Raw genomic sequence first — 23,296 nt, 5'->3', positions numbered from 1 at the left:
GGCCGTCTGAAAACCGAAACGTTTCAGACGGCCTTGCTGTCGGCAAAATCTCAACCGCCCAACACCGCCGCGCCCGACAAGCCGATAAACAGCCCTGCAATCACCGCGCTCATCAGGTTCGACAACGAGCCGGCCACCACCGCTTTCAAGCCCAGCTGCGCCACGTCCTTGCGGCGGCTCGGCGCCATGATGCTCAAGCCGCCCACCAATACCGCGATGGAGCCCAAGTTGGCAAAACCGCACAAAGCAAACGAGATAATCGCTTTGGTGCCGTCGCTCAACTGCACGGCCGATTCGGGTTGCAGATATTTCACAAATTCAGAATAAGCCACAAACTCGTTTACCACCACTTTTTGGCCGATTAACGAACCGGCCACGCCCGCCTCGCCCCACGGCACACCGATAACCCAGGCCAGCGGCGCAAACAGCCAGCCCAAAATGGCTTGCAGGGTTAAATCACCATAGCCGAACCAGCCGCCCACGCCGCCGATCATGCCGTTGATTAAAGAAATCAGCGCCACAAACGCCAGCAGGGAAGCGCCCACGGCAATGGCAATCTGCGCACCGGTTACCGCACCGCCGGCCGCCGCATCAATCACATTCACCGGCTTGTCGGCATCGTCGACAAAATCTTCATCGGTGCGCGCTTGTTCCGTTTCGGGAATCAGCAGTTTGGCAAACAGCAACCCGCCCGGCGCCGCCATAAACGAAGCAGCAATCAGATAAGGCAGCGGCACACCCATCTGCGCATAGCCGCCGAGTACCGAGCCCGCCACCGAAGCCAGCCCGCCGCTCATCACGGCAAACAATTCCGAGCGGGTCATGTTTTTAATAAACGGGCGCACCACCAGCGGCGCTTCGGTCTGCCCCACAAAAATATTGGCCGCTGCCGACATCGACTCCGCCCGCGAAGTGCCGAGCACTTTTTGCAAAAAGCCGCCGATAACTTTAATCACCACCTGCATCACGCCGGTGTAATACAGCACCGCCATCAGCGACGAGAAAAACACAATCATCGGCAACACCCGCAGCGCAAACACAAAGCCGCCGCCGCCAAACACTTCAAACATCTGATCAGACACCAGCCCGCCAAACAAAAAGCCCACACCGTCGTTGCCGTAGGCGATGACCTTACCCACGCCTTCCGAAGCAGCCAGCAGCCCCTCACGCCCCCACGGCACATACAGCACCAGCGCGCCCAAGGCCACCTGAATCAAAAAAGCACCGGCCACCGTGCGCACATTAATCGCGCGGCGGTTGCTCGAAAGCAGCACCGCAATAGCAATCAACACCGCCATACCCAACAAACTGTTTAACACGCTCATCGCGCCATCCTTTTATCAAAGCGACATAAAATAAAATGTGTGCGCGATTATAAAAGAAATTCACATTTCTTGTCTGAAAATTACATTGGCGCAGCGGCCGCACTTGTCGTAAGATAAAGCCGTCTGAAACTTTTTTAACCACCCACACCATGACCGCTTATTCATTCACCCTACCTTCCAGCAGCGGCCAAGATTTCGTCTCTGCCGAACACCTGCCGCTGATTATTTATTTCTACCCCAAAGACAGCACCCCCGGCTGCACCACCGAAGGACTCGATTTCAATGCGCGCCTGCCCGAATTTGAAAAACTGGGCTACACCGTGGTCGGCATCTCGCGCGACGGCATCAAATCGCATCAGAATTTTTGCGCCAAACAAGGCTTTCAGTTTGAATTATTGAGCGATAAAGACGAAACCGTGTGCAAACAGTTTGACGTTATCAAGCTGAAAAAACTTTACGGCAAAGAGCATTTGGGCATCGAGCGCAGCACCTTTGTGCTGGATAAAAACGGCGAAATCGCCCATGAATGGCGCAAAGTAAAAGTAGCCGGCCATGCGCAGGAAGTATTGGAAGCCGTGAGCCAATCACAATGACCGCCTTTGCACCGCCGGTTACCCTCAGCCTCAACAGCGTGCGCCTCGAACCGCTCGGCATGCAGCACGAAGCCGGTTTGCAAGCCGCCGCAGCCGACGGAGCATTATGGCAGTTGGCATTCACTACCGTGCCCGAACCGCAACACACCGCCGCCTATATTCAGACGGCCTTAAACGACAAAGCCCGCTGTGCCTTCGCCGTGATTGATGAAACCGACGGCCAAATCATCGGCAGCACCAGCTACCACGACATCATTCTTGCCGCCCGCCGCGTGGAAATCGGCTACACCTGGTATGCGCAAAGCCGCTGGCGCAGCCATGTCAACACCACCTGCAAATACCTGCTGCTGCGCCACGCTTTTGAAACCTTAAACTGCGAAACCGTCGGCTGGCGCACCGACATCACCAACACCCGTTCGCAAGCCGCCATCGAGCGGCTGGGCGCACAAAAAGACGGCATCATCCGCGGCCAGGCCGCCCGCCGCGACGGCAGCATCCGCGATACCGTGATGTACAGCATGACCCGTGCCGAATGGCCGGCAGCCAAACAGCGCCTGCAACAGCGTTTGGATATCAGTGATTAAACAAAAGGAGCATTCCCATGAGCCGCCTTTCCTCCGCCCTCTCCCATGTTTCCCTAGGCACCAATCAATTTGAACTGGCCACCGAATTCTATGATGCCGTGCTCGCCCCGCTCGGCATCCGCAGAATCTTGGATTTAAGCGAACATCAAGCCATTGCCTATGGCCGCGAATTTCCCGAATTTTGGATACAGCGCCCGTATAACGGCCAAAAAGCCGAAACCGCCAACGGCGTACACATCGCTTTTCTGGCTGAAAACAACAGCCAGGTCGATGCCTTTTACCAAGCCGCACTAGCTCAAGGCGCAACTGCGGACGGTACCCCCCGGTGAGCGGCCGCATTACGGCACCGAATACTACGGCTGCTTTGTGCGCGATTTGGACGGCCACAAAATCGAAGCGATGGCGTGGAATGCCGCTTAACCGTTGTTCAACTTTTTCAGACGGCCTTACCATTATCATGAAGCAAACCTGTTTATATAAAGCCCCGTTCGGCAACATCACGCTGGTTTTCGAGCACGGCGAATTGATCGCACTCAACCTGCACGGCGATTTGGCCCATGCCCCGTATCCGCTGCCCGATGAATGGCAGCAGCGGCTCGACAATTATTTTTCAGGCCGTCTGAAAAACTTCGGCCATCCGATTTCCCGCCAAGGCACGCCGTTTCAGCAAAAAGTATGGCAGGCGATTGCCGAAATCCCTGCCGGCGAAGTGATGAGCTATCAAGACATCGCCCGCAAAATCGGCAGCGGCCCGCGCGCAGTCGGCGGCGCTTGCGGCAAAAACCCGCTGGCGCTGGTGGTGCCCTGCCACCGCGTTGTGGCCAAGGGCGGCTTGGGTGGCTTTTCCAGCGGCAAAAACACGGATGAAGCGCTCGCCGTCAAACGCTGGCTGCTGCACCACGAAGGCATTGATTTTGCATGAACCCGCATTCAAACACCAACCAAGACATCAGCGAGCAGCTGCTCGAACACCTTTGGTTGCAGGCAAGGCTGAGCCAAAACACGCTTGACAGCTACCGCCGCGACCTCGACAAAGTTGCCGCGCGCCTGGAAGCGCAAGGCTTCGGCTGGCTGGATGCCGGTGCCGCCGATCTGGCCGCCGCCGTATATCACCCCGACGAGCAGCCGCGCTCGCAAGCACGCGCCCTTTCCGCCTGCAAACGGCTCTACGGCTGGCTGGCCGACAATGAGCAGCGCAGCGACAACCCTACCCGCTACCTGAAAGCACCGCAACAGGCGCAAACCCTACCGCCGCTGATTACCGAAAACCAAATCGACGCCCTCTTGGCCGCCCCCGACACCGGCAGCATCCACGGCCTGCGCGACAAAGCCCTGCTGGAAATCATCTACGCCAGCGGTCTGCGCGTTACCGAGGCGGTCAAACTGAAAATCAACGAAGTCAACCTGCAAAGCGGCCGCATCAACACCATCGGCAAGGGCAGCAAACAGCGCATCATGCCCATCGGTCAGGAAGCCGTTTATTGGGTAGAACGCTACTTAAGCGAAGCCCGCCCGCAGCTGATTAAAGGCCGCATCATCGACGAATTGTTTGTCAGCCAGAAACGCACCGGCATCAGCCGCCAGCTCGCCTGGATGATTGTGAAGCAATACGCCGAAGCCGCCGGCATCCGCACACTCAGCCCCCACAGCCTGCGCCATGCCTTTGCCACTCATCTGGTCAACCACGGCGCCGATTTGCGTATGGTGCAGGCGCTGCTCGGCCATGCCGACATCAGCACCACCCAAATCTACACTCATGTAGCCAATGTGCGGCTGAAAAATATTGTCGACGAACACCATCCGCGCGGGTAAATTAAGGCCGTCTGAAAACCATGTGCAAAAACAAGCCATAGTCAAAATCAAATGCCAATCACTTGATTACCAATACCCATTCGCAAAAACAACCTAACCGCATGGGCTTGCCTGAACTCGAAGAAAACCGGTTTCGCTAGGGTGTACTGCCTTTGGCTCTCTAACTTATTCGCTTACTGTTATGAATGGGTATTTCAGATCATCATCAGACTGTTGAGTTGCGGAACATGAAGTTTTATCCGGCAATATTCAGTTGGTGTTGCAGCACGCAGCGCCCTCCCCGTCCCAACGGGTTAGCGTGGGGACTTTGCACATCCTCCTGCTTTGCCTTCTTGCGCTACCTTTATTTGAATTTGATTTTGACTAGGGCCTGTTTTTGCACATGGTTTTCAGACGGCCTTATCTATTCCCCGCCAATATCCGTTACAATCCTCTTTTCAGACGGCCTTTTATTTCCCGCCCATGCCCCTAACCACTCCGCCCCTCGCCCCCCAAACCCTGAAAACCCTGCAACAGCTCGGCATCGCCACCTTACAAGATTTGCAGGCACACGGCGCAGTTGCGGCTTTTCTGCTGCTCAAAGCCGCCGGGCTCACCATCACCCGCAGCACGTTGTGGCAGCTTGCCGCATTAACGCAAAACCGCACGCCGCAGGCACTGGCAGAAGCTGAAAAAGCCGCCCTGCTTGATGCCTTGCGCCGCCATCCGCCTGTGGCCGTGTTTCCACCGCAGGCAGAAATGGAACACTTTATGCACCAAGCGCTGGTACAAGCAGAACTATCCACCGCCGCCGGCGAAATCCCGGTGGGCGCGGTGGTGGTGCATCAAGGCAAAATCATTGCGGCGGCACACAATACCTGCATTGCCGACCACAACATCAGCCATCATGCCGAAATCCGCGCACTGGCCGAAGCCGGGCGGGTGCTGCAAAACTACCGTCTCGACCATTGCGATGTCTACATCACTTTGGAGCCGTGCAGCATGTGCGCCAGCGCCCTGATTCAAGCACGCATCCGCCGCGTGATTTACGGCGCGGCAGAGCCCAAAAGCGGCGCGGCGGGCAGCATCATCAACCTGTTTGCCGATAACCGCCTCAACCGCCACACCGCCGTTCTCGGCGGCGTAGCTGCCCGGGCGTGCCAAGAGCGGTTGCAGCAGTTTTTCCGCCACAAACGCAACAGGCCGTCTGAAAGCCTATAATGCCGACAAACCTGCCGTATCCATCACCACACTTTTTCAGACGGCCTGAAACTTCCGCTGTCGTAAAAATGATAGAAACGGCAATGAAATAGCTGATTTTTTAAATAAATCTATTTTTTAAATGAATCTAATGGTTTAAAAGAGAAATTAATAAAAGATTTTTAGCATTAAAATTGCCGAATCTATAGCCACAATAACCACTTAAACAATATATTGAACACCGGGCGGCGGAGCCTGCCGAAGCCATGCTGCCGCTCATCAGGCCGTCTGAATCAATATATTCACACCCGCAACCGTAAAAGGATTACATCATGCAAACCGCTATTTTCGCCGGCGGCTGCTTCTGGTGCATCGAAGCAGTGTTCAACCAAATCAACGGCGTTTCCGCCGCCCTCTCCGGCTACATCAACGGCCACACCGAACAACCCGACTATGCCGAAGTGTGCAGCGGCAACAGCGGCCATGCCGAAGCCGTGAAGATTGAATTCGACCCCGAAGTTGTCAGCTACCGCACGCTGCTGGAAATTCTTTTTACCATCCACGACCCCACCCAACTCAACCGGCAGGGGCACGATATCGGCAGCCAATACCGCAGCGGCATTTATTATCTTGATGAAGCCCAAAAAGCCGAAGCAGAGGCATTTTTGGCCGAAGCCGCCGCCCACTACCCGCAACCCATCGTCACCGAACTGGCCGCCGCACAAACGTTTTACCCCGCCGAGCCCTATCATCAAGGCTATTTCAAAAAAAATCCGCAAGCGGGCTACTGCATGGCCGTTGTCGCCCCGAAATACCTGAAAGCCCGCAGCCGCTATGCCGGTTTGTGGCGCGCATAATAGCCGTGCAAACCCTCGATACCGCAGCAGAATTTATTTTACCCAAGCTATCAGGCCGTCTGAATGCAAGATATCGACTACAAGCCCTTTCAGACGGCCTGTAAAAAACGCTATAATCGCCTATCCCCACCCCAACCGAGCTGCGCATGAACAGCCAATTCAAACACATCGGCATCGTTACCCGCCCGCAAACGCCCCGCATTCAAGAAACCCTGCATCTGCTGGTCGACTTTTTATGCGGGCAGCAGCTGGATATTTATCTTGATGAAGCCAGCATCGACGATGGTTCCGCCGCTTCGGAAGACTGGCAGCGCTGCCACATCACCACCAAAGAAAACCTCGGCAAAAAATGCGACTTGGTGATTGTGCTCGGCGGCGACGGCACCTTTCTTTCTGTTGCCCGCAAAATCGCCCCTTACCGCGTGCCGATGATCGGCGTCAACCAAGGGCATTTAGGGTTTCTCACCCAAGTGCCGCGCGAGCATATGGTGCACGGCCTGGGCGGCATGCTCACCGGCAAATATCTGCCCGAAGAGCGCATTTTGCTGGAAACCTCGCTGATACGCGACGGCCAGCCCATGCCGCCTTCGCTGGCGCTCAACGATGTGGTGGTGTCGCGCGGCGGCGCCGGCCAAATGATTGAATTCGAAGTATTTATCAACGGCGAATTCGTGTATACCCAACGCTCGGACGGCTTGATTGTTTCCACCCCCACCGGCTCCACCGCCTATTCGCTCGCCGCCGGCGGTCCGATTCTGCAAGCCAGCCTGCGCGCTTTTACATTGGTGCCGATTTGCCCGCAATCGATGACCAACCGCCCGATTGCCGTGGCTGATACCTGCGAAATCGAAATTTTAGTCACCAAAAGCGGCGATGCGCGCGTGCATTTCGACGGCCAGTCGTTTACCGATATCCATAATTTCGACCGCATCCTGATCCACCGCTACCGCCATCCGCTGCGCGTACTCCATCCCGCCGATTACCAATACTACAAAACCTTGCGCCAAAAGCTGCATTGGGGCGAACAATTGGTGTAAGCCGGCTTTACGGCACAGTAGTTTGATACGGGCCGAAAATCACCGGGCTGCCGGGCTGGCAGCAATGAAGTTATCTGAAGTTATCTGAAGGCATGCGGTTGGTTGCCACATTCTGTTCCCCCCTCCCATCCAACTGGGGAAGGTTTGGGCGGGTATGATGCTGCAAACAAACAAGGCCGTCTGAAAGCATTTTCTTCAGACGGCCTTGGCACACGCAGGGTTTTTGCGAGCAAAGTCCGCACGATGCATTATGTCGGCCGGATTCTTGAATCCGATATTTTTCAGACGGCTGAAACCATTGGGAATCACAAGAATATCAAATCATTGCGCGTACTCCAACCCGCCGATTACCCATACGGCCAAACCTTGCGCCCAAAGCTGCATTGGGGCGAACAAGGGGTAAACCATATCCGCAGCCAACCTGCTTAACCATCTGATTAAAATCAACCAACCAAAACAACAAAGCCATTCTCTTTAAACGCAAAGCCAATTATGCCGCCCTGCGGTGATAATGCCGCAAAGCATGTTCCTTGCGCCGGGGGCTGCTGAAGGCCGATACCCGCTTCAAATAACCGATGACGCGGGTGCCGTAATCGATGTTGCGGCTGCCGCAGGCGCTGCAAGCTTGCAGGGTGCGTTTGTCGATATGGCCGCATTCGTTGCAGATGGTGATTTTCACGTTGATGCAGAAATAGTTGCAACCGGTTTTGGCGGCAATATCGAGCAGCGAGCGGTAGCCCGACGGGCTCAAGGCTTCGTCTAAATTCAGGTGCAACGCCGAGCCGCCGTCCAGCCAGTCGATGAGTTCGCGCCCGTGCAGCAAAAATTTATCCAACGCGTTGATTTTTTCATCTTCCACTACGTAAAAATACGAATTGTAGCAGTCGCGCGCCACTTTATAGCCGTCGGCCTTATCCCATTTGGCATTTTTCACACCGAGGTTTTCTGCCGGCACAAATTCGGTGTTGAAGCGCACACCGTATTGTTTCGAAGCGGTTTTATTGGCTTCAAAAATGGTTTTCAGACGGCCTTGCACAAATTCAATGTATGCGGGGTTATAGCCCGCTTCAATGCCGCAGGCCTCCGCTGCTTCGGCCATGCCGTTGATGCCGATGGTGAGAAACTGTTTGTCGAGCGTGATAAAGCCTGCGTCATACACCGGCAGCATGCCGGCGGCCTGATATTCTTCCATCAGCTTGCGGTAGGCGTATTGGTAGCGGTGCAGCTTGGCCACTTCTTCAGCCAGATCGCGGCCGTCTTGCTCGAGGCGGTTCATATTGAGCGTTATCACGTTAATCGAGCCGGTGGCCACGCCGCCCGCACCGAGGGTGTAAGAAAAGGTGCGGTCGTCAATCTGATTACGCAGGCGGCAGCAGGAAGCGAGCGAATCGGGGTTGTCGGACAAATACATGAAAAACGAATTGCCCTCGGCCAACTCTTGCGCCATTTCGTCGGCAAACTGCCGGTCTTTGCAGGCGCCGTTTTCGGTGAGCATGGCGGCAGTTACCACCGGGAAAGTGAGCACCGATTTGCTGCGCTCCTGATTAAACCATTTCAGAAAATAATTTTGCAGCCGCGCCACGCTCGCCCATTCGGGTTTGGTGAAATCGGGAAACACAAAATCGCCGAACATGGCTTCGAAATAATGTGTGTCATACAGCGAAATATTCCAAAACACGCTCTGATAACCGCGTGCGGCGGCGGGCTGGTTGATGCTGTACACCACATGTTGCAAATGGTTGGCCACTTCGTGCGCATGGGTGTTCAAATAATCAGCGCCATAATCGCGGCGGGCGAAATAATCGAAATAAGTGAGAAATTCCACCGTGGCCACGGCGCCGGCAAACTGCGCGCTGATGGCAAACACGAGGTTGACAAACGAGCCGCAAAACGAAGCCAGATGCTTGGGAGCCTGCGATTCGCCGCCGAGCTTGGTCAGCCCGTCGCGCAAAAACGGATACAGCGTCACCGACACGCAATAAGGCTTGAGGCTGGTTTCGTCGTGCACATAAATTTCGTGCGCCTCAATCTGGCGGATGTATTCCTGCGCCCATTCGCTGCCGAAAATCTCGCTGATTTTGCGGCTTACTTGCGCGCGGTTGACCTGCACCAGAAAATCTTTCATCAATTCGTTTTCCATGGTGGCAATATTTTTATGCGTTACATTGGCATTGGCGTCTATGTGCGAGCCGTCGGCCGCATTGTGCGCCGCAATGTAGTCGTCGATAAAATGCAGCTTGCCGCTGAGTTGTTCGGGATGCAGCCGAATCATAAGGGTTCTCCTTGAAACAAATGATTAAGATTGGCGCCGGAGCGCAGATCGGTAAATTGTTGATTGGTATCGGGGTCATTCAAACCGCCGCGCTCGGGCAGCCAGCGGCCGGTTTTCAGATAAGTGAGATGCGGCAACAGCGCCGGATCAAGCTCGTGACGCTCCAGGCCGGTGTAGAGGCAGGTGTGCAGCTCTTCCTCGCGGGCAATGCGCAACATCTGCTTGAGCAATCCGCCGTGCCATTCGCCGCCCATAAACAGCACGCAGCTAATCAAACCGCGATATTGTTTCAGACGGCCTTGTAAGTAGCCTGCCGTCAACACCGTGCCGCGCCCCGCTTTCCAACTGTCGCTGCTGTGGCAGCCGCGGCAGCGCAACGGGCAGCCCGAACAGAAAAACGCCAACGACACTTCGCCCGGCACTTCTTGCCACACGATTTCTTCGCTGATAAACCTGAGTGCCTGCATCGCCCCCTCCAAATACTATATATAGTGTTAAAATGCACCAATAACTACTAGATATGGTATTTTATGGATTTTCAGATTTGCCTTACTGACTTAAATCAAGTTTCACCCAACCACTTTGTAAAACATTCATTATCGATGCGTGTTTATTAAGCGGGAATACAAAAGGCCGTCTGAACATTTTTGTTCAGACGGCCTTTACGCCATGACATCGATAGTGGGTTACGGTTGTCGGCCGCTTTGCAGGCAAATTACTGCATCAAGGCTTACAGACGGCCGATTCAAAGCCGGAGCCTTCCAGCAAAACCCGCCGATTTCCACAACCTGTCAATCTACCACCCGCTGCTGCGGCAAACGCCCCGCCCAATCGCAGGCAAACTGCCAGGCAATCCGCCCCGAACGGCTGCCGCGCATCAGCGACCAATTCAAAGCCGCCTGCCGTGCGGTGTCGTCTAACGGCAGGCCGAAATCTTCCAGCCAATTTTCCACAGCTTGCAAATAATCGTTTTGATCAAACGGATAAAAACTCAACCACAAACCAAAGCGGTCAGAGAGCGACACTTTCTCTTCCACCGCCTCTTTCGGATGCACTTCCCCGCGCACGCCCGTTGTTGCCGCATTTTCATCCATATATTCCGGCATCAGATGGCGGCGGTTGGAGGTGGCATACACCAACACATTAGCGCAACGCTGCGACAAACCGCCGTCAAGCGCTGTTTTCAGCGCTTTATACGTGTCTTCGCCGCTTTCAAACGACAAATCATCGCAAAACACAATAAACTTTTCCGGCCGCTTTTCCAACAACGTCAACAGCGCGGGCAAACTCACCAAATCGGTTTTATCCACCTCAATCAGGCGCAGACCCGCATCGGCGTATTCGTGCAGCAACGCTTTCACCAGCGAAGATTTACCTGTGCCGCGCGCGCCCGTCATCAACACATTATTCGCCGGCCGGCCCGCCAAAAACTGCTCGGTATTGCGCACCAGCCGCTGCATCTGCCCGTCTACCGCGGCCAAACGGCTCAACGCAAATGTATGCGGCTTGGGCAGGCTTTCCAACACCCCGCGCCGCCCCACGCTCTGCCAGCGGTAAGCCAGCGCCTGCCAATCCGGCTCGGCCGTTTCGGGCGGCAGCCAAGCATCTAAGCGATTTAACACAGAAGCGGCGAGTTTAAAAAACTTAGCGGGTTTCATGCAGATTCCTTTCAGACGGCCTGATTTATTTTTGCGATAAAGGATTATGCAGCGTGAAATGAATCCAGACAAGCAAGGCCGTCTGAAAGCCTTGCTTCATATAAGCCACGCTTTCAGACGGCCTTTTAATCATGCTGATTTAAATATCAAACCCATGCAGAAAATACGGTGTACCATTATTCCATTTTACCAAATGGTCACCTTTCCCAAGCAGTTTTTCTGCACCGGTTTCATCCAAGATAATTTTGGATTCAGTAGATTTCTGTACGCTTAAAGCAATGCGGGCAGGCAGATTGGTGCGTAATGTGCCGTCTAAAGTTTGCGCATCGGGCCGTTGTGTAGACAAAATCAGATGAATCCCCGAAGCACGGGCTTTTTCGGCCAGCATCATCAACTGCTTTTCAATCCCGTCATGCTGCTTTTTCAGGTTTGCCAATTCATCAACCACAATCACACGATAACGCGGGCGGACGGATACAGGCAGTTGGGAAATTTTCTGCACCCCGTGTTGCTTCATCAATGAATAACGCTGCTCGGATTCATTGACCGAATCCAGCAAAAATTGGTACATCTCATCGTAATCATCCAAAATCCGCTCTTCCCACAAGTCTTCCTCATTCTCAAATACCAAATAATCTACTTTTTTCGGGTCGAGAATGGCAACCTCCAATTTATCCTGCCCCTTGGATAAATCAAACAGGCTGCGTAACATGGTGCGCAGAAAAACCGATTTTCCCGAACCGGTTGTGCCACCTATCAATAAATGCGGAGCGGTTGCCAAGTCTTCAAAATGCGCCTTGCCGTATTCATCAATACCCATGCATACCGGCAGAATATGATTCTGATCATATCCGGCCATTGCTTCTGCAAACTTGGCAGCGCCCAGCTTGTGCCATTGCTGCTTGGGGCGCAGCAGCTTGATATCATAAGCATGGCTTTCATTGTTGTAACAGGGTACGATATGCAGGGCGGTTTTTTTTACGCCTAAATCCGAACACAACCCTTGATGGTGTTTTTCCAAATCCACATATCTACCCAAACGCAGCCGGTAAATATCATAACGCGCCCCTGCATGATTGAAGTTCAGCTCGCTAACCGGAATATTCAAACGCTGAAATGCGCTGCGCAAACGCTGTTCTTGGTTTTCAGACGGCATGACTTCGCCGCCTTCTGCAACAAGGCCGTCTGAAAGGCTGATCTTACCTGCGTTTTTTTCCGCCAATTCGGTCAACTCATTCAAAAACGCCTGCCGCGCTGCTAAATCGGAATCGGGTTTGAAGCGTTTGCAGCCTTCCCAGAATTTATCCAACTCCACTGCACCCGTATGCCACAGCGACTGAATCAGGGTGTACAACTCGTCTTTGGTCACAGCCTCGCCGGGCTTTAAGCAAAAAAGTGTTTCACTCAATAAAACCAACCAAAGCCGCGAATAATCCTGAAAACAGGTTTGAAATGATGGAATTTCCACTCCCTTTCCGTTTCCGGATGGCGCCGGAATCAAACGATGTGCCTGTTTAGTGAATCCTTTCGCAAAACAATAACCTATACACAACATTGCCCAGTCAAAATTATTATCCAGAGGAGGCAGTGCACCTGCATTTATTAATTTTTCTCTGATATCTTTTGCTTCTTTACTGGAAATAATCCGCTTTTCCCCCATCAAGGTATGAAAATAATCAGTATCCCAATCGCCATCATGATCCAGTTGATACATACTTGTTTCCCTTATTCAAAATAAACATCGGCAGAAATACGCGAACGCGCACCCGCACTATTCAAAGATTCTGCTTCAACCAGATAGGTACGGCTGACAGACGGCTCTAAACGGTAGTACACTTCCGGTGTAATTTCCGTATCTTGCGACAATAAAATCACCTGCTGTTCCAAATTGCACCAATGTTTGAACAATCCTTCACGATGGCCTTCATCCAACCGTGCCAGCGGCGTATCAATGATAAAGGGGGCGCGATAACGGGTAACTTCTGCCAACGCGGACACCAACGCCATAATCAGAATCTGCATTTGCCCTGCCGATAGGTCTACGCGGGATTCATAGCCATCTTTTCCAAAAATGCCCATACGCCCGTCGCTTTCCACACGAATTCTGTCAATACGCTCATCATGCGCGATGGCACGGTTGATCCGTGTAGCCGCTTCGCCGACTTCTTTAACTTTCTTTTTCAGCAATTCTTCAGTCAGGCGGATAATGACCTTATCTACTTCACCCGCCCTGCGCGATTTCAGCAACTTTGGATTACTGTCGCTGATTTTGTCCTGCAAATCTTCGACTTCTTTCTGCCAACGTTTAAAATCTTTCTCTTGGCGGCTTTCATTGCTTTTCAGATGGCCTGTACGTTCTTTGAATTTTTCAGTCTCTTCGGTCACGGCTTTCAACTGCTCGACCAACTCATCTTTATTTGTGCCTTTCAGCAATTCGATTTCTGCCGAAATTTTCTTGCGTTCCGCCGCACGCTTCTCATTTTCCGCCAACAGCATACCAATTTTATCCTGCGGCATCCCCTGCAATCTGTTGATTTCATTTTGAATCTCTGCATGAGCATTGACCGACAGGTAATTGTGTTCTATTTTGTCGGCACATTCAGATGGCAACGGATAAAATAAATCTTCCCAGCAGTCTTTTACAGCCTCTTTCATCAAAGGCTGACCCAAAATCATATTGGCCACCGGGCCCAATGCCTGATTAACCTTCTCGCTGGAAACAAATGCATTCCAAAAATCATCCACTTTCTCTGCAATTTGATTTTTACCGGCTTCATGGTTCAGACGGTTTTTTTCTTTTTCCAACTGCTGCTGCAATGCTTTCAAACTTTCCCGCGGCAAAAATGCCAAAGGCATGGCTTTAACGGCAGCTTTGACTTTAGCTTCAAACTCCGCCATTTCCTTTTCCAGTTTTTCACGAAGACGAAGCAACTCCTCCGAAGTTCGGATGTCGCCACCGCCGCCCAGCTGCTGCGTCAGGCGTTCACGCTCTTCGGCTGCCTGCTGCCATTGTTCCTGAGTTGCTGCCAACTCGTCGCGGCATACTTGCAAAGTAGCTTCTGCAGATTGCAACTTAGCCTCAGCTTCACGTAAATCATTCTGTATTTTTTCAGTAGCACCTTCAGAAATGCACTTGCTGCGGTAGTCTTTCAGGCTGACCCTCAGTTTTTCTAAAAGAGTCACGCCCAACAAGCCTTTCAACGCGGTGTTCAACCATAAACCCGTTCCGCTTTGTTGAGCCGTCTGAACGATTTTTTCACCGTCAAAGAAGAAAAACGGTGCATAGTCAAACGGTAAAGCAAATGCATTGGTGTATTTATCAATATCCTTTTCATCAATCAGCTCGTATTGTCCGTTTTTCAGAATTTCAGCCGTTACCAAGCTGCCGTGCTCGCCGGCAATCAAATTTCTGTCGCTACTGAAATACCAATTCCTTCGAATCCGCAAACCATGCTTGGCCTCACGGTAATTTTGGCGGATTTCGATTTCCAAACTCATGGTATATCGACCGTATTTGGATTCTGCCTCATGATACAGCGCCGATTTTAAAAACTCGGGATAATTGTTTTTCTGCATATTCAAACCTGCGCGCTGCAAATGGCTGATGGCATCTTTGTCATACAGGCAGAGATAAACTGCCTCTAACAGCGTAGTTTTGCCGTGGCCGTTTTGCGCACCGATTAAAACAATATTTTTCCCCTCTCCAGGCTCGGGAAAGCTGAATGCTGCATGATCATAAGACTTGAAATTCCGTAATGTAATTGAATGAATCCACATATTTTTATTTCCAGTAGCGTGCGTTGTCAAAAATCTCATCAAAAGCATCCGTCATTCCACGACGGCGTATACGTTCTTGTTGTTCACGTTCCCATGCTACCAACTCCGCCAGCGCCTCAACTGCAACACCGTGCTCTTTAGCAATTTCCTCCATCAGTTTCTTTGCATCGGGATCGCTCCACAGCAGCAAATCGCCGACTTGTTCTTGTATTTCCGTATTCATGCGTTTTTCCTTGTATAAGTTTGGATTAGGTCTTGTGCCCAAATTTGTTTGATTAATTCCACTTCTTCTTGACTGATTAATTCACTGCCATAGGCCGTCTGAACATCCAGCAAGCGCTGCAAAATCATCTGCCGCGCTTCGATGGTAAACGGGCCGGGTATATGTTTGCCCTGCTTGATGGTCACTGTGCCGTTGCGCCGCTCCACTTGCCGGTATTCCGGCAGATTCCGTATCTCTACCAGCCAATCGCGAAATTCAATCAACGGCTGGAATTCGGTTTTGCCGACGTCTACAAAACCTTGCAGGCTTTTGTCTTTATTAACCACTGTGCACGTCCAGCATCCGAAGCGGCTGGAGTTTGTGCCGCAACCGGGTGCTTCATCTTGCGACAACACAATCGGGCATTCACCGCCTGCAGCTTCACGGTAGAGTTTGATTAAACTGTCGTGCGTGCCGCCCCACGGTGGATTGTTAGAAGCAAGAAATTCCCATACATCATCGGTACTCAAATCCACAATCGGCCTGAATACAAATGCATTTGGCAGGCTGCCGTGGGGTGTGAGATTGGAATTGCTGATGTTTTGGTGGCTTTCGATACTGGCTTTTCGGGTGGCGGATTCGTCTTTACGCACACCTAAGATGATGATGGCTGCGCCGTTTTCGGCTGCTTTGTCGAGAATAAACTTGCTGGTCGGCTGGATTTTCAGGCGGTCGGTACACCAGCGCATATTGCGGTTGGGCGAAGGGTAGCCTTTGCCAATCAGCAAAGTCCAAAAAGTTTCTTTTAAATCGGGCGTGGTAACCTGCCCTGATACCGGCAGTTTGTAAATTGCCGCGGCGTGTAAAATTTTCTCCAAGGTTTGGCGCATATGGGCGACCACCAACGGGCTTTCCACCAAAGTATCGTTGGAAACGAAAAACAGCTGCCGTTTCCGCAGAGAAGGCGGTAAGTCTATCAGGGTTTCAAATACCAAATGTGCGACCAAGGTGCTGTCTTTGCCGCCGGAAAAAGCCACAATCCACGGGTAGGATTGGCTTTCATCAAGATATTCGGCAGCAAGCATTTCGCGAATATCATCAAATGTATCAACAACATGAATGGGGATGGCAGTCATTCCTGGCTTCAATAAATAGGTTAATCTTATTTGCACCTAAAACGGGTGCAAATTGCATTGTACCTAAAATCGGAGCAATGAAAAAGAACCTGCGCTTATCTGTTCATTCGAGCGAGCACATTCATTTGCGGAATTTATTTACCCAGCGCAGATTGGCGCTGGGTTTGTCGCAGCGTGCACTGGCTGAACGGCTGGGTGTGCTGCACTCATTTGTGGGCAAAGTAGAAACGGGCGATCGGAGGCTGGATGTGTTTGAATTCATCAGCTATTGCCGGGCTTTGGAATGGGATGCTGCGGAGGTGCTGGATCAATTGTTGCAAAGATCAGAGGCGGCTGCTCTTGCAAAATAGCGCGCACATAAAGAAGCAGGCCGTCTGAAAAATAAAACTTCCAAAACCAGCCGCCTCAACAAGCATATCCGCATAACAGGCTGCTCAAGTCATTGAAAAAATATCATTGCCCCCCTTCCCTATACTTGGCCGGCCTGCACCTTTGGTGGCGCCAAACATTCCACACAAAATCAACGGGCGGCGGTATAATCCGCTTCGTTTATTAATAAAAAATAACAGGAATTAACATGCAACAAATCAAGCTTGCTGTTTCAGGCGCGCAGATTTTGTTTGTGGCTTTTGGCGCCATGGTGCTGGTGCCGCTGCTCACCGGGCTGAATCCGGCAATGGCGCTGTTGGGCGCGGGTGTGGGCACGCTGCTGTTTCAATTGATTACCCGGCGTAAAGTGCCGGTATTTCTCGGCTCTTCGTTTGCCTTTATTGCACCGATTATTTATTCGATTGCCGAATGGGGGCTGCCCTCTACCATGTTCGGCCTGTTTGCCGCCGGCTTTATGTATTTTGTGTTTGCACTGCTGATCAAATGGCGCGGTTTGGCCGCCGTGCACCGCCTGCTGCCGCCGGTTGTTATCGGGCCGGTGATTATGGTTATCGGCCTTTCTGTGGCGGCGGTGGCCAGTCAGATGGCCATGGGCCAGGCCGGCGGCGAACAAGTGGTGGATTACACGCAGGCGCTGCTGCTTTCGGGCTTTACCTTTGCGGTCACGGTGATGGTGGCGGTGTTCGGCAGTAAAATGATGCGGCTGGTGCCGATTTTAATCGGCGTGGCGGCCGGCTATATTGCCGCCCTTGTTATGGGCCTGGTTGATACCGCCCCGATTGTGGCCGCTCCTTGGTTTGCTGTGCCCCACTTTGAAACACCGCAGGTAAACTGGCATGCGGCGCTGTTTATGCTGCCGGTGGCGATTGCGCCGGCCATCGAACATATCGGCGGCGTGATGGCTATCGGCAAGGTAACCGGCAAAGATTACGCCAAAGACCCGGGGCTGGATAAAACGTTGGCCGGCGACGGCTTCGGCGTTTGCGTGGCCGGCCTGATCGGCGGCCCGCCGGTGACGACTTACGGAGAGGTAACCGGTGCGGTGATGATTACAAAAAACAGCAATCCGGTTATCATGACTTGGGCGGCGGTTTTTGCCATTGCTATGGCTTTTTTCGGCAAATTCAATGCTTTTCTGGCTTCGATTCCGCTGCCGGTTATGGGCGGCATCATGATTTTGCTGTTCGGCACCATCGCCTCGCTCGGCTTAAAAACGCTGATTGATGCCAAAGTGGATCTGATGCAACCGAAAAATCTGGTGATTGTCAGCTCGGTGCTCACCACCGGCGTGGGCGGCATGGTGATTAAATTCGGCAGCATGAGTTTTGCCGGTGTGGGATTGTGCGCAATTTTGGCGATTATTCTCAACTGGGTGCTGCCGAAAGAAAAAGACAACCCAATATTGAATAGTGAAGTTTAAATGAATAAACCCAGGGTGTCCTGACCATTCGATTTATGGGTGTATTTTGCTCCTGAATGAATGGTCAGAACACCCTAGGCCGTCTGAAAGTTTCGCTTTCAGACGGCCTTCTTATCTTTAAAGCATCAAAAACGATAGTTCAGCCGTGCGGTAACGGCTCTCGGCTCCCCGGGCATCGAAGTTGAGCGCCAATATTGTTTGTTGAGCAGATTCGATACCGCCAGTGTGCCGCTCCATTGCTTGTGGGTATAGCCGGCCATGGCATCAACCCGCGTGAAACCGGGCAGGATGGTGGCGGTATTGCTGTTGGCATTATAATAAAAGCGCCCGCCGACACGGGTAGCGCCGATTTCGCCATAGAATTTTTCACCCGGCGCATAACGCACAAACAGGTTGCCGTTGAAACGGGCGGTATTGTTGAGCCGGCGGCCGACCGCGGCCGGATCGGCGGCATCTTCGGCGATTTCGGCATTCATCCAGCCGGCCGAACCGCGCAGATACCAGCCGGGCAGTATCTGGCCGATGGCACCCAATTCCACACCTTGCGAACGCTCTTTACCGCGTGTGCGCCATTCGTAGGGGCGGTTGACACTGTCCGGCCGGTAGCGGATGTTGTAACGCTCCAAGCGGTAAAATGCCAGCGTTGTATTCAGATGGCCTTGCAGCCAATCGCTTTTAACACCGGCTTCATATTGGCGGCCATATTCTGGCGCGCTGTTAAAAATTTCGTCTTGCGAAGTGGATACCCCTAAATAGCTGCGGCCGCCGTAGGGCGAAAAACTTTTATTGTAGGAAGCATAAAGTGTGTGCTGCGGGGTAACATCCCACACGGCGCCTACATTGGGGCTGAAGCTGTGCCCGCTGTAGCTGCGGGTTTGGTTGTCGATGTTGGTGGAGCGAAACCGATAGCGGTCATAGCGGCCGCCCAACATCACTTTTACTGTCGGTGTGAATGAAATCAAATCTTGGATAAACAAGCCGGCAGCATGCGCCCGGTGGCGGTTGTCGGTGGTGGCGGTTGTCGGTGGTGGCGGCGGGGCGCTGGACAATGCGCGTCCAACTGCCGCGGTCAAACGGATCGATACTTTGATTGCGCACCACGGCGAGGATAGGATGGCGGTTTTCGCGGCTGATGTCCCAACCGGCGGTGATTTTATGATTGATGCGGCCGGTATCAAATCCGCCGTTGAGCGTGAGCGCGCTGGAAAGGGTTTCATTGCGCGTGTTTTGCCAGGCATAGGTTTGCGACAACAATCGGGTGGTTTCGTTATAGCTGCCGCCGTAATAATGATCGAAATTCTGGTTGGCACGACGGTAACCGGCCAGCCATTGCAGCGACCAATCGGGGCTTATCTGCCAAGTTAAATCAGAACGGAAATGATGCAGAGTGTCGTCAACCTTATCGCCTGCTCGGGCAAAACCGGTGCGATAGGAAAGGCCCATTTTGTCGTATTCGGCTTTATTGGGGCCGCGGTCGGGAATACGCTCGGTATTATCATAGATATATTGCCCGGTCCAGCTCAGGCCGTTGGTGCTTTTCAGTGTAATGCTGGGGGAAATCATGCGCGATTTGCTGCCGATACCGGAGCGGAACGAGTTTGCATGGCCGATTTCACCAATCAGCCGCACGGCTGCGCCGTCGCTGATTTTCTGATTGATATCGATATTGGCGCTGCGATCTGCCCACGAGCCGTAAGTGATACCGATGCTGCGTGCCGTTTGAAAATTCGCCGCTTTGCTGACCATGTTGACCACACCGCCGCCACCGCTGCGGCCATACAATACCGATGCAGGGCCTTTCAGAATTTCCACCCGCTCCACCGAAGCGGTGCTGCGGCGCACCTGGCCGCTTTCGCGGATGCCGTCACGGTAAATATCATTGGCGTCAATGTTAAACCCGCGCAAGTAGATACTTTCACCGCGCATGTCATATGTGGCATCAATGCCGGCATTGCCCTCCAGAATCGAGCTTAAATCATTGGTGTTGTAATTTTTGTTTTTCTGAATATTAATCACATCTATCGTTTGCGGCAATTCGCGAATTTCCAAGCCGTTGCGGCTGACTTTGGCCTCACCATAGCCGATATAGCCTTTGGTGCTGCCGTCATCGGCGCTGGCTTCCACCACCATGGTGGGCAATACTGCCGAATAAACATCGGCACCGGTGCTGTTTTGCGCATAAGCGCTGTGAACCAAGGTAAGCGCAGATGTCAGAGGGAGAAGTTGGAATGGGTGCAGGCGCATGATGGTCAAATTTGAAAAATAAAAGATACGATATTGTAATGATTCCCCAATCTTTCATCAAGTAATGATAATTGTTTTTATTTTTTATTTATTCAAAAAGTCATGTCTGAAGGCTCATGCCAACTGCCAAAGCAGTATTCATGCGAAATAATTGAGTTTCGAACATCATATTCTTTCATGATAACGCCGCAAATTCACGGCTACCCAAACCTAACTCAACTCATCCAACTAGCCGGTTTTCGAAATCCTTAAAGGTTTCAGACGGCCTATAACTAAATTATCAGCGGCTGATAACATCAAAAAATTCAATTTTTCTAACCGCCCCCCCCCTGCTTCGTTATCTCATCTCAGCTCGAAGAAAACTGGTTTCGTTAAGACACTGAAGTATTATAGAAATAGCAATTAAACAACTGCATTTTTAAATCAATCTAATTGCTTTTAAAAAGAAATTAATAAAATATTTTTTAGAATTAAAACTGCCGAATTTATAATTGAAATGAATAAAAAGTGTAGCGGCAAAATGAGCCAATACCGTTAGATTATTTTTGTGAATTGGTTATAAATCAACCTGCTCCATACAGCCTTGTACCGCCTCCAACTCGCTGCTCCGTAAGATGATTTAATTGAACAGTTATCACTCTACCCTTTATCAAACAGGCCGTCTGAAATTGATGCTTTCAGGCGGCCTATAGAAAAGTGATTAACCGGCACTTCGGCACTTAGCAAAAATATAGTCAAAGAAATTAAAAACTGCCACAAATCCACAAGAAACAGAAAAACAGCGTATCCAGACAATCCACCCTCCAATCTTTCCGTTTCTGTTTAATCCAAGCCCAAGTTTGCTCAATCGGATTTAGGTCGGGGCTGTATGGAAGCAGCCAAAGAATCGTATGCCCCGCTTTTTCAATCAAGTCTTGAATATCTGTCTTTTATGAAATTTGGCATGATCCATCACGATCACGCTGCGTGGGGGCCATTCTGGCAGCAGTAGCATTTCAACCCAGTGATGGAAAACGGCACTATCAATGCTGCAATTATAAAGGCCTACCGAAAATAACCGGTTATCGTGAGATGTTGAATTCAGCGGCTAAAGCTCGATAGGTTTCACCTGATTCGGCTTTGCTAATATCATTTGTCGGTAATCTTTTGAGTGGCCATGGTTTTTCTATTGTACTAGTTTTGTTTTTTCTTCGACTATATGCTGCCGGAACGCCTGCTTTGTTGCGGCAGCTATTCAGCTCAAATCCTGCTGCTATCTTTCACTCTTCATCGTCATCATTATCGCTGATGCGGATGCTGTGTTCCACTTGGCTGGGCTGAAGCTGGGCTGCCGCTGCGGAAGATTTGCTGACAGAGAGGCGTTGCAGATACGCTTCATCAATATCGCCGGTCAGGTAGCAGCCGCTGAAGCAGGAGGTATCAAATGCCTCAATTTGCGGATTAAGCGCCTGCACCACTTTCTCCAACGCGGCCAAATCTTGAAACACACAGCCGTCGGCGCTGATTTCTTTGGCGATTTGGGCAGCGCTGCGGCCGTTGGCAATCAATTCTTCCCGCGTGGGCATGTCGATGCCGTATACGTTGGGGTAACGCACTTCCGGCGCGGCAGAGGCAAAATATACTTTACGGGCGCCGGATTGGCGGGCCATTTCTACAATCTCGCGGCTGGTGGTGCCGCGCACGATAGAATCATCAACCAGCAACACGCTTTTGCCTTCAAATTCGCATTCCATCGGGCTGAGCTTCTGGCGCACCGATTTCTTGCGGGTGGCCTGACCGGGCATGATAAAGGTGCGGCCGATATAGCGGTTTTTAATCAAACCTTCTCGATAAGGCTTGCCCAAACGCTGAGCCAATTCCATCGCGCTGGGGCGGCTGGTATCGGGAATCGGCATCACAACATCGATATCGTCTACCGGCAGCTCGCGCGCCACTTTATCGGCCAGGGTTACGCCCATATTGACGCGCGCCTGATACACCGATACGCCATCCATCACCGAATCGGGGCGGGCAAAATACACGTATTCAAACAAGCAGGGGTTCAAACGCGGGTTTTCGGCGCAGCGGCGTGAGTAAAATTGGCCGTCAAAGCTGATAAACACCGCCTCTCCCGGCTCGATATCGCGCACACGCTCAAATGCCAGGCTGTTGAACACTACCGATTCGGAAGCCACACAATAGGTGATGCGGCCGTTTTCATCGGTTTGCGTACCCAATGAAAGCGGGCGGATACCGTTCGGGTCGCGGAAAGCCACCATGCCGTAGCCGGCAATCAGCGCCACCACGCCGTAAGCGCCGCGCACACGCTTGTGCAAACTGCTCACGGCATCAAACACATGGTTTACACTCAAATGCGTGGTGCCTGCGCCGGTCACTTCCCGCCGCAATTCATGAGCAAACACATTGAGCAGCACTTCTGAATCTGAGCGTGTGTTGATATGGCGCAGATGTTTGAAACACACGTTTTCATACAGCTCTTCAGTATTGGTAAGGTTGCCGTTGTGTGCCAACACGATGCCGAAAGGCGAGCTCACGTAAAAAGGCTGTGCCTCGGCGCTGCTGCCGGCATTGCCGGCGGTGGGATAGCGCACATGGGCAATGCCGGCATTACCGGTGAGGTCGCGCATATTGCGGGTGCGGAATACATCGCGCACCATGCCTTTGCCTTTGTGCATGTGAAACATATTGCCCTCTGCCGTCACAATGCCTGCGGCATCCTGCCCGCGGTGTTGCAGCATTTGCAGGCCGTCATACAGGCTTTGGTTAACGGGTTGGTGACTGACCATTCCTAAAACACCACACATTTTATG

The 23,296-nt window shown here is 52.1% G+C and carries 23 protein-coding genes; 11 read left to right on the top strand and 12 right to left on the bottom strand.

The features are described from left to right. Window positions 1-50: 50 nt before the first annotated feature. Entirely contained in the window at window positions 51-1,325 is a 1,275-nt protein-coding gene (locus tag LVJ83_RS06880) for a NupC/NupG family nucleoside CNT transporter (RefSeq protein ID WP_244783788.1), read from the bottom strand. Between the two features lie 149 nt (window positions 1,326-1,474). Between LVJ83_RS06880 and LVJ83_RS06875 the strand changes: the two genes are divergently transcribed. The 9 genes from LVJ83_RS06875 (at window position 1,475) to LVJ83_RS06835 (ending at window position 7,816) form a co-directional block, all read left to right on the top strand. After that, entirely contained in the window at window positions 1,475-1,918 is a 444-nt protein-coding gene (locus LVJ83_RS06875) for a peroxiredoxin (protein ID WP_244783787.1), read from the top strand. Next, complete coding sequence (locus LVJ83_RS06870) at window positions 1,915-2,502, top strand: GNAT family N-acetyltransferase (protein WP_244783786.1); 588 nt, start codon at window positions 1,915-1,917, stop codon at window positions 2,500-2,502. Before LVJ83_RS06875 ends, LVJ83_RS06870 begins: the two co-directional genes overlap by 4 nt. A gap of 17 nt (window positions 2,503-2,519) precedes the next feature. Continuing rightward, window positions 2,520-2,831 (top strand): VOC family protein, encoded by a 312-nt coding sequence (locus LVJ83_RS06865; RefSeq protein ID WP_244783785.1) that lies wholly within the window; start codon window positions 2,520-2,522, stop codon window positions 2,829-2,831. An 80-nt stretch (window positions 2,832-2,911) separates the two neighbouring features. After that, complete coding sequence (locus LVJ83_RS06860; protein WP_244783784.1) at window positions 2,912-3,424, top strand: methylated-DNA--[protein]-cysteine S-methyltransferase; 513 nt, start codon at window positions 2,912-2,914, stop codon at window positions 3,422-3,424. Then, a complete protein-coding gene (xerD, locus tag LVJ83_RS06855) occupies window positions 3,421-4,314 on the top strand; it encodes a site-specific tyrosine recombinase XerD (protein ID WP_244783783.1) in 894 nt (297 codons plus the stop codon). Before LVJ83_RS06860 ends, xerD begins: the two co-directional genes overlap by 4 nt. Window positions 4,315-4,776: 462 nt before the next feature. Continuing rightward, on the top strand, window positions 4,777-5,514 hold the full coding sequence (gene tadA, locus LVJ83_RS06850; protein ID WP_244783782.1) for a tRNA adenosine(34) deaminase TadA: 738 nt from the start codon (window positions 4,777-4,779) through the stop codon (window positions 5,512-5,514). Between the two features lie 311 nt (window positions 5,515-5,825). Continuing rightward, the gene (gene msrA / locus LVJ83_RS06845; protein ID WP_244783781.1) at window positions 5,826-6,350 is read left to right on the top strand and encodes a peptide-methionine (S)-S-oxide reductase MsrA; all 525 of its coding nucleotides are present in this window, start codon (window positions 5,826-5,828) and stop codon (window positions 6,348-6,350) included. Window positions 6,351-6,496: 146 nt separating this feature from the next. Continuing rightward, on the top strand, window positions 6,497-7,387 hold the full coding sequence (locus LVJ83_RS06840) for an NAD(+) kinase (RefSeq protein WP_244783780.1): 891 nt from the start codon (window positions 6,497-6,499) through the stop codon (window positions 7,385-7,387). Window positions 7,388-7,531: 144 nt separating this feature from the next. Further along, a complete protein-coding gene (locus LVJ83_RS06835; protein WP_244783779.1) occupies window positions 7,532-7,816 on the top strand; it encodes a hypothetical protein in 285 nt (94 codons plus the stop codon). 61 nt (window positions 7,817-7,877) lie between these two features. Here LVJ83_RS06835 and nrdD read toward each other — a convergent pair whose 3' ends face one another. From nrdD to dndC, 7 genes are all read right to left on the bottom strand, one after another. After that, window positions 7,878-9,659, bottom strand: a complete 1,782-nt coding sequence (nrdD, locus tag LVJ83_RS06830) for an anaerobic ribonucleoside-triphosphate reductase (RefSeq protein ID WP_244783778.1) — start codon at window positions 9,657-9,659, stop codon at window positions 7,878-7,880. Beyond that, window positions 9,656-10,126 (bottom strand): anaerobic ribonucleoside-triphosphate reductase activating protein, encoded by a 471-nt coding sequence (nrdG, locus tag LVJ83_RS06825; RefSeq protein ID WP_244783777.1) that lies wholly within the window; start codon window positions 10,124-10,126, stop codon window positions 9,656-9,658. The genes nrdD and nrdG overlap by 4 nt, the downstream gene beginning before the upstream one ends. 324 nt (window positions 10,127-10,450) lie before the next feature. Further along, entirely contained in the window at window positions 10,451-11,317 is an 867-nt protein-coding gene (locus tag LVJ83_RS06820; RefSeq protein WP_244783776.1) for an ATP-binding protein, read from the bottom strand. 139 nt (window positions 11,318-11,456) lie between these two features. Then, window positions 11,457-12,686, bottom strand: a complete 1,230-nt coding sequence (locus LVJ83_RS06815; protein WP_244783775.1) for an FtsK/SpoIIIE domain-containing protein — start codon at window positions 12,684-12,686, stop codon at window positions 11,457-11,459. Between the two features lie 356 nt (window positions 12,687-13,042). Further along, the gene (locus LVJ83_RS06810) at window positions 13,043-15,094 is read right to left on the bottom strand and encodes an AAA family ATPase (RefSeq protein ID WP_244787570.1); all 2,052 of its coding nucleotides are present in this window, start codon (window positions 15,092-15,094) and stop codon (window positions 13,043-13,045) included. 4 nt (window positions 15,095-15,098) lie between these two features. Beyond that, the gene (locus LVJ83_RS06805) at window positions 15,099-15,317 is read right to left on the bottom strand and encodes a DNA modification system-associated small protein (RefSeq protein ID WP_244787568.1); all 219 of its coding nucleotides are present in this window, start codon (window positions 15,315-15,317) and stop codon (window positions 15,099-15,101) included. Then, window positions 15,314-16,432 (bottom strand): DNA phosphorothioation system sulfurtransferase DndC, encoded by a 1,119-nt coding sequence (gene dndC / locus LVJ83_RS06800; protein WP_244787566.1) that lies wholly within the window; start codon window positions 16,430-16,432, stop codon window positions 15,314-15,316. The genes LVJ83_RS06805 and dndC overlap by 4 nt, the downstream gene beginning before the upstream one ends. A gap of 77 nt (window positions 16,433-16,509) precedes the next feature. Between dndC and LVJ83_RS06795 the strand changes: the two genes are divergently transcribed. Both LVJ83_RS06795 and LVJ83_RS06790 read left to right on the top strand, forming a co-directional pair. Continuing rightward, window positions 16,510-16,782 (top strand): helix-turn-helix domain-containing protein, encoded by a 273-nt coding sequence (locus LVJ83_RS06795; protein ID WP_244787564.1) that lies wholly within the window; start codon window positions 16,510-16,512, stop codon window positions 16,780-16,782. Window positions 16,783-17,009: 227 nt separating this feature from the next. Beyond that, the gene (locus LVJ83_RS06790; protein ID WP_244787562.1) at window positions 17,010-18,242 is read left to right on the top strand and encodes a uracil-xanthine permease family protein; all 1,233 of its coding nucleotides are present in this window, start codon (window positions 17,010-17,012) and stop codon (window positions 18,240-18,242) included. A 125-nt stretch (window positions 18,243-18,367) separates the two neighbouring features. On the opposite strand, the gene LVJ83_RS06785 is transcribed toward LVJ83_RS06790, so the two are convergent. The 4 genes from LVJ83_RS06785 to purF all read right to left on the bottom strand — a co-directional run bounded on the left by LVJ83_RS06785 (window position 18,368) and on the right by purF (window position 23,290). After that, on the bottom strand, window positions 18,368-19,219 hold the full coding sequence (locus tag LVJ83_RS06785) for a TonB-dependent receptor (protein ID WP_244787560.1): 852 nt from the start codon (window positions 19,217-19,219) through the stop codon (window positions 18,368-18,370). Further along, window positions 19,155-20,438, bottom strand: a complete 1,284-nt coding sequence (locus tag LVJ83_RS06780; RefSeq protein ID WP_244787558.1) for a TonB-dependent receptor — start codon at window positions 20,436-20,438, stop codon at window positions 19,155-19,157. Before LVJ83_RS06780 ends, LVJ83_RS06785 begins: the two co-directional genes overlap by 65 nt. A gap of 791 nt (window positions 20,439-21,229) precedes the next feature. Further along, window positions 21,230-21,406, bottom strand: coding sequence for a transposase (locus tag LVJ83_RS13645; protein ID WP_425316029.1), 177 nt, complete (start codon window positions 21,404-21,406; stop codon window positions 21,230-21,232). A gap of 339 nt (window positions 21,407-21,745) precedes the next feature. Next, entirely contained in the window at window positions 21,746-23,290 is a 1,545-nt protein-coding gene (purF, locus tag LVJ83_RS06775) for an amidophosphoribosyltransferase (RefSeq protein ID WP_244787556.1), read from the bottom strand. Window positions 23,291-23,296: the final 6 nt, after the last annotated feature.

Origin of the sequence: Uruburuella testudinis (assembly GCF_022870865.1) — a bacterium.
GTDB lineage: Bacteria > Pseudomonadota > Gammaproteobacteria > Burkholderiales > Neisseriaceae > Neisseria > Neisseria testudinis.
The sequence above is the reverse complement of the archived record's forward strand: the minus strand, read 5'-3'. Positions and strand labels throughout refer to the sequence as shown.

Bases quoted from the DNA above. Each gene is read 5' to 3' on its own strand.
- LVJ83_RS06880 (WP_244783788.1), bottom strand. From the start codon at position 1,325: ATGAGCGTGTTAAACAGTTTGTTGGGTATGGCGGTGTTGATTGCTATT.
- LVJ83_RS06875 (WP_244783787.1), top strand. From the start codon at position 1,475: ATGACCGCTTATTCATTCACCCTACCTTCCAGCAGCGGCCAAGATTTC.
- LVJ83_RS06870 (WP_244783786.1), top strand. From the start codon at position 1,915: ATGACCGCCTTTGCACCGCCGGTTACCCTCAGCCTCAACAGCGTGCGC.
- LVJ83_RS06865 (WP_244783785.1), top strand. From the start codon at position 2,520: ATGAGCCGCCTTTCCTCCGCCCTCTCCCATGTTTCCCTAGGCACCAAT.
- LVJ83_RS06860 (WP_244783784.1), top strand. From the start codon at position 2,912: ATGCCGCTTAACCGTTGTTCAACTTTTTCAGACGGCCTTACCATTATC.
- xerD (WP_244783783.1), top strand. From the start codon at position 3,421: ATGAACCCGCATTCAAACACCAACCAAGACATCAGCGAGCAGCTGCTC.
- tadA (WP_244783782.1), top strand. From the start codon at position 4,777: ATGCCCCTAACCACTCCGCCCCTCGCCCCCCAAACCCTGAAAACCCTG.
- msrA (WP_244783781.1), top strand. From the start codon at position 5,826: ATGCAAACCGCTATTTTCGCCGGCGGCTGCTTCTGGTGCATCGAAGCA.
- LVJ83_RS06840 (WP_244783780.1), top strand. From the start codon at position 6,497: ATGAACAGCCAATTCAAACACATCGGCATCGTTACCCGCCCGCAAACG.
- nrdD (WP_244783778.1), bottom strand. From the start codon at position 9,659: ATGATTCGGCTGCATCCCGAACAACTCAGCGGCAAGCTGCATTTTATC.
- nrdG (WP_244783777.1), bottom strand. From the start codon at position 10,126: ATGCAGGCACTCAGGTTTATCAGCGAAGAAATCGTGTGGCAAGAAGTG.
- LVJ83_RS06820 (WP_244783776.1), bottom strand. From the start codon at position 11,317: ATGAAACCCGCTAAGTTTTTTAAACTCGCCGCTTCTGTGTTAAATCGC.
- LVJ83_RS06810 (WP_244787570.1), bottom strand. From the start codon at position 15,094: ATGTGGATTCATTCAATTACATTACGGAATTTCAAGTCTTATGATCAT.
- LVJ83_RS06805 (WP_244787568.1), bottom strand. From the start codon at position 15,317: ATGAATACGGAAATACAAGAACAAGTCGGCGATTTGCTGCTGTGGAGC.
- dndC (WP_244787566.1), bottom strand. From the start codon at position 16,432: ATGACTGCCATCCCCATTCATGTTGTTGATACATTTGATGATATTCGC.
- LVJ83_RS06795 (WP_244787564.1), top strand. From the start codon at position 16,510: ATGAAAAAGAACCTGCGCTTATCTGTTCATTCGAGCGAGCACATTCAT.
- LVJ83_RS06790 (WP_244787562.1), top strand. From the start codon at position 17,010: ATGCAACAAATCAAGCTTGCTGTTTCAGGCGCGCAGATTTTGTTTGTG.
- purF (WP_244787556.1), bottom strand. From the start codon at position 23,290: ATGTGTGGTGTTTTAGGAATGGTCAGTCACCAACCCGTTAACCAAAGC.